10 protein-coding genes are annotated in these 10,540 nt (G+C 48.7%); 9 read left to right on the top strand and 1 reads right to left on the bottom strand.

Annotated features, from left to right (window positions below; translation table 11 throughout):
- Positions 1 to 250: 250 nt before the first annotated feature.
- The 8 genes from VN429_RS07660 to VN429_RS07695 are packed head-to-tail and all read left to right on the top strand — an operon-like array spanning position 251 to position 8,144.
- Complete coding sequence (locus VN429_RS07660) at positions 251 to 1,045, top strand: 2-amino-3,7-dideoxy-D-threo-hept-6-ulosonate synthase (RefSeq protein ID WP_325631685.1); 795 nt, start codon at positions 251 to 253, stop codon at positions 1,043 to 1,045.
- A 1-nt stretch (position 1,046) separates the two neighbouring features.
- The gene (locus tag VN429_RS07665; RefSeq protein ID WP_325631689.1) at positions 1,047 to 1,820 is read left to right on the top strand and encodes a 2-amino-3,7-dideoxy-D-threo-hept-6-ulosonate synthase; all 774 of its coding nucleotides are present in this window, start codon (positions 1,047 to 1,049) and stop codon (positions 1,818 to 1,820) included.
- Complete coding sequence (locus VN429_RS07670) at positions 1,820 to 2,806, top strand: 3-dehydroquinate synthase II (protein WP_325631692.1); 987 nt, start codon at positions 1,820 to 1,822, stop codon at positions 2,804 to 2,806. Before VN429_RS07665 ends, VN429_RS07670 begins: the two co-directional genes overlap by 1 nt.
- Complete coding sequence (locus VN429_RS07675) at positions 2,806 to 3,630, top strand: prephenate dehydrogenase/arogenate dehydrogenase family protein (RefSeq protein ID WP_325631696.1); 825 nt, start codon at positions 2,806 to 2,808, stop codon at positions 3,628 to 3,630. Before VN429_RS07670 ends, VN429_RS07675 begins: the two co-directional genes overlap by 1 nt.
- Positions 3,627 to 4,454 carry a prephenate dehydratase gene (locus tag VN429_RS07680; protein WP_325631699.1) on the top strand — a complete coding sequence of 276 codons (828 nt, stop codon included), beginning with the start codon at positions 3,627 to 3,629 and terminating at the stop codon, positions 4,452 to 4,454. Before VN429_RS07675 ends, VN429_RS07680 begins: the two co-directional genes overlap by 4 nt.
- Positions 4,454 to 5,755, top strand: a complete 1,302-nt coding sequence (gene aroA / locus VN429_RS07685; protein WP_325631703.1) for a 3-phosphoshikimate 1-carboxyvinyltransferase — start codon at positions 4,454 to 4,456, stop codon at positions 5,753 to 5,755. The genes VN429_RS07680 and aroA overlap by 1 nt, the downstream gene beginning before the upstream one ends.
- Positions 5,731 to 7,134, top strand: coding sequence for a shikimate dehydrogenase (aroE, locus tag VN429_RS07690; protein ID WP_325631707.1), 1,404 nt, complete (start codon positions 5,731 to 5,733; stop codon positions 7,132 to 7,134). Before aroA ends, aroE begins: the two co-directional genes overlap by 25 nt.
- Positions 7,131 to 8,144, top strand: coding sequence for a chorismate synthase (locus tag VN429_RS07695; RefSeq protein WP_325631714.1), 1,014 nt, complete (start codon positions 7,131 to 7,133; stop codon positions 8,142 to 8,144). Before aroE ends, VN429_RS07695 begins: the two co-directional genes overlap by 4 nt.
- A 58-nt stretch (positions 8,145 to 8,202) precedes the next feature.
- On the opposite strand, the gene VN429_RS07700 is transcribed toward VN429_RS07695, so the two are convergent.
- Positions 8,203 to 9,444, bottom strand: a complete 1,242-nt coding sequence (locus VN429_RS07700; RefSeq protein WP_325631710.1) for a hypothetical protein — start codon at positions 9,442 to 9,444, stop codon at positions 8,203 to 8,205.
- Between the two features lie 104 nt (positions 9,445 to 9,548).
- Here VN429_RS07700 and VN429_RS07705 point away from each other — a divergent pair, with 104 nt between their 5' ends.
- Positions 9,549 to 10,532, top strand: a complete 984-nt coding sequence (locus VN429_RS07705) for a TolB family protein (protein WP_325631712.1) — start codon at positions 9,549 to 9,551, stop codon at positions 10,530 to 10,532.
- Positions 10,533 to 10,540 lie beyond the last annotated feature (8 nt).

Consider the following 10,540-nt stretch of genomic DNA (forward strand, 5'->3'; position numbering starts at 1 on the left):
ATTTTTATATTCTTCTAAGCGACGTTCTGGTAATGAAGAGCAACCGGACTTCAGCAGGGCCCGATGGAACCTGTCTGAGCGAAGCATCCGTTTGCCTTTCTACGATGCTATCAATTGTTTCAGAGAGTTTAACTGCTCTTCTGAAAACAGGAGTCTGGCATCATTCTTTTTGGCCGTTTAGCGGTTTTCGCTATTTTAGGTATTTTTGGTACTAGGCACGATCGCCTGTACCATATCATGGTGATCGATTATGAGAGGTAAAGATATAAGACTGGAACGTATCATGAACCGAAATACGAGAAAGACGATCATAGTCCCGATGGACCACGGAGTATCCCTTGGTCCTTTAGAGGGTTTGATCGAATTCCCTGATGCGGTTAATGCTGTAGCAGAAGGCGGAGCAAATGCTGTTCTCGGCCATATTGGCCTGTCACTATACGGACATAGGCAACGTGGGCATGATGTGGGACTTATCATGCATCTTTCAGCTTCCACCGCCATCGGACCAGACCCGAACGAGAAAGTTCTCGTCAACTCTGTGACCAACGCCATAAAGATGGGAGCAGATGCTGTCTCAATTCATGTGAATATCGGTGCTGACTCTGAAGCGCAGATGCTCGCAGATCTTGGTCGTGTCTCTATAGAATGTATGGAATGGGGAATGCCACTCCTCGCCATGATGTACCCGAGAGGGAAAAACATCAAGGATGAGCATGCTGTCGAGCATGTCAGGCTCGCAGCCCGCGTTGCTGCAGAACTTGGAGTTGACATCGTTAAGACAAACTACACCGGAGATCCTGATACCTTCCGGGAGGTTACACGGGGTTGTCCGGTCCCTGTTGTGGTTGCAGGTGGCTCAAAGACTGATGATATCATCACGCTGGAACTTATCGAGGGTGCAATGGAAGGTGGAGCTGCAGGAATCTCCATTGGCAGAAACGCATTCCAGCATCCTGATCCCGCCCAGTTCGTCCGTGCATGTGCCTTGATTGTGCATGAAGGAAAGAGTGCACACGAAGCGCTTGAGATCCTGAAGGGTGTGTAAGATGATCGGCAAACAGATCCGGATGGAACGGATCATGGACAGAAATACCGGAAAGTCTGTCATTATTCCGATGGATCACGGGATGACACTCGGACAGATAGATGGTCTTCTCAATATGAGCGAGACAATCGGTGCAGTATCTGACGGAGGTGCCAATGCTATCATCCTTCACAAAGGGCTTGTCAAGGCAGGACACCGTCGTCATGGCCGCGATATCGGACTCATTATCCATCTTTCAACCGGAACAAGTATGAATCCTGACCCCAACGACAAGGTCATCACCTGCACAGTAGAAGAGGCTATCTCACTTGGGGCAGACGCAGTCTCGATTCATATCAACCTTGGGGCTCAGCAGGAGTCAAAAATGATAGAGGATGCCGGAATGGTTGTCCGCGACTGTAACAGATGGGGAATACCACTTCTTGCAATGGTATACCCACGCGGAAAAGGCATCAACCCTACCGACCCCCGGCATGTCGGCCATGCAGTCAGAGTTGCTGAAGAGCTTGGTGCAGACATGGTAAAGACCAATTACACCGGGGATGTAGAGAGTTTCAAAAAGATCGTTGAGGCTAGTTCAATACCTGTTTTCATTGCAGGCGGAGAGAAAGCCGGCGATCTCGAAACCCTGAAGACCATCAATGAGGCAACCCATGTCGCAAACTGTGCCGGTGTCTGCATGGGAAGAAATGCATTCCAGCGGGAAGATACTGCAATATTTGTAGATAAAGTCTGCAAGGTTGTTCATGGGAAGGCTAAGCCGGAGGACCTGTAATGAAACAGGTCCTGGTCGATGTCAGACCATGGAACAAGGAACTTGCAATTGTAGCCCTCGAATCTGGTGCTGACGGAATCGTAACCGATTCTGCTGCTCCGGTCAGGGAACTTGGGCGAATCACCACCATAGCACCAGACGGGGATCTGGTTTTGGGAAAGGATATCGCTGAGATCACAATCAAAAGCACAGAAGATCAGGATAAGGCGATGGAGACTGCAAAGCGGATGCCGGTCATTGTTCATACACCTGACTGGACCGTCATTCCGCTGGAGAATCTGGTTGCCGTTGCTGACTCGGTCATTGCAGTTGTACAGAATCTGCACGAGGCAGAACTGGCCCTTGGTATCCTTGAGAAAGGTGTTTCCGGAGTACTACTCCAGACTGAAGATCCGGCAGTTATCCGTGATGTGGCAAAAGCCGTTCAGGGTCATGGATGCAGACAGGATCTGATCCCTCTCACGATTACTGCGATAACTCCTGCAGGAATGGGAGACCGGGTCTGTGTTGATACCTGTTCCCTGATGACTGACGGGGAAGGGATGCTTGTCGGCAATACTTCTTCAGGATTCTTCCTGGTTCACGCCGAGACGCTCGAGAATCCGTATGTGGCTCCACGTCCTTTCAGGGTAAATGCCGGTGCTGTTCATGCTTACCTGAAACTTGCGGATGGGAAGACTGCCTACCTTGCCGATCTCAAGGCAGGAAACCGGGTCATGGTAAACGGGGCAAAAGGATCCTGCCGGGAAGCAACAGTAGGGAGAGTAAAGATAGAGCAGCGTCCGCTTCTTCTTATCGAGGCAGAACACAAGGGAGCAGAAGTTACTATCATTCTCCAGAATGCAGAGACAATACGGCTGGCTAAACCGGACGGGTCTGCAATATCAGTTGCAGCCCTCAACCCCGGCGATGTTGTCCTTGGTGCTCTTGATACTGCAGGAAGACACTTTGGGATGGCTGTCAACGAGACGATCCTGGAGAAGTGATGAAGGTCGGGATCATCGGCGGGACAGGGCAGATGGGAGCATTTTTTGCCCGTGTTTTCACCACTGCCGGTCATGAGGTCAGGGTGAGTGGGCGAAAAACCGAACTCACAAACCGCGACCTCGCAGAGCAGTCTGATCTTGTAATAATATCAGTGCCTATCCACTCTACCGTACCGGTGATCAAAGAGATCACCCCATTCCTGAAAAAAGAGCAGATCGTCAGTGATCTCACCTCGCTCAAGTCAGGACCGGTTACAGCGATGATGGAGAGTGCAGCCGATGTCATCGGAATGCACCCAATGTTCGGGCCGACAGCTGAATCACTCAAAGGTCAGACCGTCGTCATTACACCGGGACGCTGCAGCGATGATCAGATCAAATTGCTCTTTGACATCTTTTCAGACCAGGGAGCACAGGTTACGGTTACCACCCCCGAACATCATGACAGGATGATGGCTGTCATCCAGGGACTGACACATTTCAAGGCACTTGTGATGGCAGAAACCATGAAACTCCTCTCCATCACGCCTGAAGAGACCGAACTCTTTATGAGTCCAATCTACCGGATAGAGACCTCTGTGGCAGGAAGGATTCTGGCGCAGGATCCCATGCTGTATGCAGACATTTTGAGTCAGAATCCTGAGGTATCCCACGTACTTGAAACCTGCTGCAAGGCTGCCGGTAACCTGAAAAATGTGATAGAATCCGGAGATACTGATGCGTTTGCAGAACTCTTCCTGGCAGATCGTAAATGGTTTGGCGAGTACTGTAACAGATCTCTGGAAATGACTGACAAACTCATTGCTGCGATGGTGAAGGCATGAAGATCGTCACTCTCGGGCCTGAAGGGACATTTTCGCACGAGATGGCAACACTCATCGGAGCAGACGAGATTGTTCTGGTTCCAACAATAGGCAGGGTTTTTGCCGAGGTTGTCAGAACCGGAACATCCGGTCTTGTTCCTCTTGAAAACAGTGAGGCAGGAGGTGTTACATCAACGCTCGACTGTCTCATGCAATTCCCGGTGACAATAACGCTTGAATCCTACCTCCCAATCCATCACTGTCTTGCTGGGACCTCTGACCAGATAACCAGGATCTATGCCCATCCTCAGAGCCATGAACAATGCAGCAAAGTAATAGAAGACCTGAATGTCCCGGTGATCCATACAGAGAGTAATGCTGCGAGTGCCATTGCACAGAAAAGCGATCCGGGTTCTGCAGCAATTATCTCAGAACGGCTTACTTCACGGCACCAGATCCCACTCATCAGATCCAATATCGAAAACAATGCCTGCAACATCACACGGTTTGTACAGATAAGTCCTGGCAATTCTTCACAAGCACTACAGACTGAAGGAGAGGAAAAAAAAGATCAGGGTTCGGAAAAGTGCAGCCTGATCATTGATCCTGATGAGAACAGGGCAGGACTTCTCTACGATCTCCTCACCCCTTTCAAGCGGGAAGGAGTGAACCTCACCCGCATTGAGTCACGGCCTTCAAAGCGGAGTATGGGCACATATGTCTTTTTCCTTGATATTCAGTGCGAGGGTAACTGGAAAACATCAGTAGCAGAACTGCAGCAGATCGCTCCCATCAAGCATCTTGGCTGCTACCGGAGATGGCAAAACCAGATGGAGAATCTATAATGGATATGCACATCGGCAGGTCTGGCCCGGTTTATGCCAGGATCAGGGCCCCACCTTCAAAGAGTTATACCCATCGTGCCCTGATCATTGCTGCCCTCGCCAACGGGATATCTTCAATAAAGGGTCAGCTCGATGCTGATGATACCCGGATTACAGCCCGTGCTCTTGCAGCACTTGGTGTCAGGATCGTATGGGAACAGGATCTGATCACGGTATATGGCACAGGAGGGAGACTCCGTGCCCCTAATACACCGATCGATATCGGCGATTCAGGGACAAGTATGCGGCTGCTTACAGCAGTATGTCTGCTCGCTGATGGACCGGTTTCCCTGACTGGCAGTGCACGAATGCAGGAGAGACCAATCGGCCCGCTTGTTGAAGCACTCAACGATGCAGGTGCGAAGATCTCCTATTCAGGAAACCCGGGCTGCCCGCCATTGATCATTGACGGGACACTTACAGGTGGAGAGATCAGAGCCGATGGCAGCATTTCAAGCCAGTTCATCTCCTCACTGCTGATTGCAGCTCCATATGCAGAATATGATGCCACAATTTCCCTCATCGGCCAGGTGGTATCAGAACCATACATCAGGATCACAACCGGCATGATGGAAATATTTGGAATTAAACCAGAACAGAAGAGTACAGAACCTTTTGTCTGGAAGATTCCAAGAGGAATGCAGTACAAACCATCATCATATACAGTCGAAGGTGACTACTCATCTTCATCATACTGGTTTGCCCTGGCAGCTGTAACAAAGGGCACTGTTACGGTAGAAGGGCTGAATCCTGATTCTGAACAGGGTGACAAACGGTTGCTTGATATCCTGGAAAAAATGGGGTGCACCATTACCTGGAACAAGTCAATCAAGTCCAGAGAATCAGAAGTCACGGTCTCCAGGAGTGGTGCACTATCAGGAATAGAGGTTGACATGGGAGACTGTCCTGATGTTGTCCAGACAGTAGCAGTTGTCGCAGCCGTAGCACAGACACCAACAAAGATTACCGGAATTCACCATCTCCGTGCAAAAGAGAGCGACCGCATTGCAGCAATCGTAAACGGATTGCAGGAACTTGGAATCCAATGCGAAGCATCAGAGAATGAGATTAAAATCATCCCGGGAACACTTAAAGGGGGCGTAATTCACCCTGAACGTGACCACCGGACCGCGATGAGTTTTGCCATTCTTGGAACAGCAGTCGGCGACCTCACCATTCTTGATGCCGGATGCGTGACTAAATCATATCCTGACTTCTGGGAGGAGTTCAGAGCAGTATGGAAGACCGCAGGATCGTGCTGATTGGCTATCGTGGCACAGGGAAGAGCAGTATCGGGAAGAATATTGCAGCAACGCTTGGATTTGGGCATCTTGATCTTGATGCCCTCATAGAAGAGACTGAGGGGAGAACCATTCCCGAGATCTTTGCTGAAGGAGGAGAGGACCTCTTTCGCTCAATTGAATCCAGGATTATTGCAAAACTTTCAGACAAACCTGCAGTAATCAGCACCGGCGGAGGTGCGATTCTCAGATCCGAGAATATCAAATGTCTTCGAAGAAAAAGTCAGATCATCCTCCTTACCAGCAGCGAAGAGATGATAGCAAAGCGGATCGGGGGAACTGCCCGTCCATCCCTCACCGGGCTCCCCCTTGAAGAGGAGATTCACACTACCCTTGCCGAACGAATGCCACTATACCGGGCAGCTGCTGACCTTGTGTATGACTCAACCGGAAAAACTCCCAGGCAGGCAGCATCTGAGATCCTTCAGATCATCAGGCCCGGGAAACACCTTTCAGACGAGATCAATGCCAGGCAGAAACTTGTGAATTGGGTGCTCACAACGCCGATTCCTGTTGCAGCCCATAAGCCACTTCAGGCAACGATTCCCGATCCCTCAATCAGGTTGTATGGAATCCTTGGGAACCCCTGCATGCACAGCCTCTCTCCTCCCATCTGGAACAGGCTCTTTCAGGAACTAGAGATTCCAGCCAGGTACACCTGGTTTGAATGTCCTGACCCGGCAAAATTTATCCCGGCTGCTGAAAAGGCAGGAGTGAGGGGCCTCAGCGTGACCATCCCTCATAAGGAGAGAGTCATTCCGCTCCTTGATGAAATACGAAAGGATGCAACAGTCATCGGGGCAGTGAACACCATTCTTCTCCTTGATGGAAAGCGGTATGGATTCAATACTGATTGGAAAGGCATTTACCGCCCTCTTGAAGGAATAAGTGGCGAGGTGGCTGTCATCCTAGGTGCAGGAGGGGCTGCAGCATCGGCTGTGTATGCTTCATCCATGCGGGGATTTACTCCAATAATCCTTAACCGGACGGTAGAAAGGGCCAGAGAGATGGGAAAGCATTTTGGTGTGGAAACCGGGGCTTTGAGTGATTTTACCAGATATCACCCGGATCTCGTCATCAATACAACATCTGTTGGAATGAAATCCCACACAGCGGCAGCAAATCAGACACCAATACCTGTCTCATCACTGACACCTGATATGCACGTATTTGATCTCGTGTACACTCCTGCAGAGACGCCTCTTTTACGGGGAGCTCTTGAAAAGGGATGTAGCATTATCCCGGGAACTGAAATGTTTATTCACCAGCTTATCGAGCAGTTTAAAGTTCTGACCGGTGTTGATGTTCCGGCTGATACCGTACGGAGGTGGATACTCTGAACACAATTGGTCGCTCATTCAGAGTTACTACCTTTGGAGAGAGTCACGGTGCAGCCATCGGGGCAGTCGTTGATGGATGCCCACCGGGAGTATCACTTTCTGCTGAAGATATCCAGCCATTTCTCGACCGGCGAAAGCCTGGGACTTCTGACCTGGTTACGCCACGGCGTGAATCAGATCTCGTGGAGATCCTTTCAGGCGTTTTCCAGGGAAAGACCACTGGAACTCCGATAGGTCTCATTATCAGAAATGAAACTGCGAGGTCATCAGATTACGATCATCTCCGTGATCTCTTCAGACCGGGACATGCGGACCGGACATATTTTGAAAAGTATGGCATCAGGGATCACCGGGGAGGCGGACGATCATCAGGTAGGGAGACGGCAGGACGAGTGGCTGCCGGGGCCATTGCTGCAATCTGCCTGAAGAGACGGAATATCTCAATTGTAGGAAAAATCGTTGAAATTCATGGAAATTCTGATCCTGCAAAGTTTGAGCAGGAGATCCGGGATGCCCGCGATCAGGGAGACTCTGTTGGAGGCGTAATTAGCCTGACCATCACCGGATGTCTATCTGGTCTTGGAGATCCGGTATTTGGAAAACTGGATGGGCTGCTTGCCGGTGCACTCATGGGCATCGGAGGTGTGAAAGGGATCGAGATCGGATCAGGGTTTGCGGCAGCCCGGATGTTTGGATCTGAACACAATGACCCCATGATCCCTGGTGGATATCTCTCAAATAATGCCGGAGGAATCCTGGGGGGTATCTCTAACGGGCAGGATATTACAATAAAACTTGCTATTAAGCCAACCCCGTCAATATCTACTCCTCAAAGCACAATTGACCTGGAAGGAAATCCCAGAACTATTGTTGTAGGTGGCAGGCACGACCCCTGCATCGCACTGAGAATCGTACCGGTTGCTGAGGCTATGGCTGCACTTATAATTATTGACACACTTCTTGAGCAGGAAAAGTATGCTACCTGGAGAGAGCCAGGCGGCCAGATGTAATAAATCCGGTAATGTGAATTTGATAATTTAGATTATCTATTTTTGGTCCTTTTTATTATTAATTCATCAGCCATGATAGCAGGCTTACCCCAATCAGAAATGATATGCCTGCTCCTACTGCCATGATTCCGTACCACCATATTGACCCACGATCCTCAGAAGATAAGCCACGATCGATCCAGATAAGAATCCCCACAACCAGGCTGAAGAGCATGAGCCGTATTGATATAAAACTTCTCGTAAGGTCCATAGACCAGATAAATTGGGAAACAAAGGCTGATATTATGAGAACCAGGACTGTTGCAAGATATACCTTCCTGGTCATCACAAACCCGGGAATGGTTCGAGGAAGTGTTACCTGAAGAACCCTTGATCTCCCATAAACGCCACCAAGCATGCTGCTAAACAGGGCAACAAAACAGACGAGAACAAACAGGCTATTACCGAAGATACCAAGGTTGGTTACCATGAGGACGATCTCAAGCGTAAGATCTGATTCAGGTGCACCAAGACCATGTTCATATAAAAAGACGTACCCAACTGAGAGGTACAGGATGCATAGCATAAAGAGCGAGGACATACCAAGTGCAGCATCAAATCTTATCCGCCCCAGGAACTCTCTTTTGTGACCAGATACCATTGAACCTTTGAGATGGTTGACAAGCCAGACCGAGTAGAAGAGGAGTGAAAAACCAGATCCAACACCACTCATAATGATCGAGGACTCGTACACACTCATGAACGTGCTCAGGTCCAGAAGTTTCAGAAAGATTACATCATGTCCCGAGAGTGGCATGGCAAAGAGCATTGCACACAGACCAACCATGATAATCCCTATAGCACCCATCAGGATCTTTCTGAAAAACCAGTACGAGTTGACTGATACCAGGAGAAATATTGCAGTAAAAAAGACAAAGACACAGATAACCGGGGGAATGGTTACGTGAACCAGTTCTGTAAAAAGCCTTGCCATTGCAAGAGAGGAATATCCAAGCATGAAGATCTCAAAATAATAGACACCATTGAGCAGCCAGACTGCCCAGTTCTTAGGGCCTGGAATTTCTGCGATTCCTACAAAAATGTCTTTTCCGGTTGCTAGTGTATATCTGCCTAGGCCGGTGAGCAGGGCATACTTGAACAGCAGAGTGATAGCGATGATTCCAAGAAATGTATAACCTTCATCTGCCCCAAAAGAAATAAGCGAGAGCAGGCCAAGCCATCCACTTGAGGAAAGAGCAATAAGGATCCCAGGGCCTGGGAGCGGGTACCGTATTCCGCTATCAGGCAGGGAATTGTCCATATTCGATATTTGATCGTGATTTATATGAAGACCATGTTTCAGGTTTTTGGCAGATTGTCCTTTTTTGGACCTTCAACAGAGAAAAAGGTTGCAAAAGATCTCATATGAGCAGATTTACTCCAGGAAAGATACACCTGGTGGTTGCCCTTGCAGGAATTGCGGTAATCGTATTACTTCTATTTATCCAGAATTCCGGGCAGGAACCAGATAAAGATCCGGGTGGACCGGTCTTTCCCAGAATATATGAGAACCTGGTAACGTATGAGAGCAGAACAGATTTGCATAATGCAGATATTCTGTTTATCAACACATCTTCAGGTGAAAACGGGGATTTGTCTCAAGAAGAAGGTAATCAATACAGACCAGATATTGACAAAGATCGGGTTGTATGGCAGGACAAACGATCAGGATACTGGAATATTTACCTGAAAAACATCACCTCAGGAATTCTCACAGAGATTACTAATCATACTGACCGGGAGACCACTCCACATATTTCTGGTGACAGAATCGTATATGTTACTGAGAGAAACATATCTCCCGATATTGCATTATTCAACATCACGACCGGAAAAGAGCAGTTGATCTGCACAGCACCAGATGTCCAGTGGCAGCCTGATATTGACGGGGACTGGGTAGTTTGGGAGGATTGGAGGAGAGGGCCGAAATCGGAAGGCGATATCTATGTCTATAACATCCCTCTCAATCAGGAGATCGAAATCACGAATTCCTCTTCACAGGACTGGTTTCCTGCTGTTTCAGACGGATGGGTAGTCTGGCAATCAAGTAAACACGGTGACTTTGATATTGTGGCAGAAAACCTGACCACAAGGAAACAGATTCAGGTAACAACAAATCCATCACGACAATGGCTTGCTGCAATCTCTGGAGATATTATCGTATGGATAGACGAAAGGAACAGGCAATGGGATATATATGGATATAACCTGTCATCAGGCTCAGAGTTCAGGGTCACAAATGACACCGGCAACGATGCATGGCCTGCAATTTCAGGGAAAAAAGTTGCATACATCAATTATCCAGAAAAAAGTAGATCAAATCTCATGATAACAGAGATCTCCGGATAGATTAGAGT

This window comes from Methanospirillum sp. (genome assembly GCF_035560735.1).
Classification (GTDB): domain Archaea; phylum Halobacteriota; class Methanomicrobia; order Methanomicrobiales; family Methanospirillaceae; genus Methanospirillum.